Annotated in this window: 1 protein-coding gene and 1 pseudogene; one reads left to right on the top strand and one right to left on the bottom strand. The window is 67.8% G+C overall.

Going from position 1 to position 819, the window contains the following annotated elements; all coding sequences use genetic code 11:
* Positions 1-573 (bottom strand): annotated as a pseudogene (locus A5652_RS17700) (AMP-binding protein); the annotation flags it as partial.
* A 16-nt stretch (positions 574-589) separates the two neighbouring features.
* Here A5652_RS17700 and A5652_RS17695 point away from each other — a divergent pair.
* Positions 590-819: AMP-binding protein (locus tag A5652_RS17695; protein ID WP_232001228.1), on the top strand; the 230-nt coding region annotated here is incomplete at its 3' end.

Here is an 819-nt window from a genome sequence, read left to right as displayed (position 1 = left end):
CTCACCCAGCTCGATGCGATACCCACGGATCTTCACCTGATCATCGGCACGACCCAGATACTGCAACTGCCCATCGGTGCCCCATCGCACCAAATCCCCGGTGCGATACATCCGTTGCCCCGGTCCACCGAACGGACATGCCACGAACCGCGACGATGTCAAGCCCGCCCGACTCGCATACCCGTAGGCCAGCCCGGCACCGGCCACATAAAGCTCGCCCACCACGCCGACCGACACCCGGCGCAGCCCGGCGTCGAGCACGAACAACGCCGCCCCGGCCACCGGGGAACCGATGGGCACCGCCACCGAGCCCGGCTGCAACCGCGCGCTGGCCGCCGCGTACACCGTCGCCTCGGTGGGGCCATAGGCATTGATCATCACCCGATCCGGCGCCCACCGCTCCACCAGCTCGACCGGGCAGGCCTCGCCGGCCACCACCAGCGCCGCCGACTCCAAACCCTCCGGCGACAACACCCCCACCGCCGACGGCGTCTGGTTCAAGACCGTGACCTGTTCGCGAATCAGCAAGGCGTGCAAGTCATCCGGTGACGCGGCTACCTCCTCGGGCACGACCGGTGTCCCCAAAGGGGTGGCAGTCGCACATCGCAGCGTCGCCGAGCTGTTGACCGCCGAGGCCGGTGGTTTGGCCATCGGGCCCGGGCGGGTGTGGTCGCAGTGGCATTCGCTGGTGTTCGACGTGTCGGTGTACGAGATTTTCGGGGCGTTGTTGCATGGTGGGCGGTTGGTGGTGGTGCCCGAGGAGGTAGCCGCGTCACCGGATGACTTGCACGCCTTGCTGATTCGCGAACAGGTCACGGT

It is taken from the genome of Mycobacterium sp. 1165178.9 (genome assembly GCF_001673555.1).
Classification (GTDB): domain Bacteria; phylum Actinomycetota; class Actinomycetes; order Mycobacteriales; family Mycobacteriaceae; genus Mycobacterium.
Note: the sequence above shows the minus strand (reverse complement) of the source record. Positions and strands in the feature narration are given on the sequence as shown.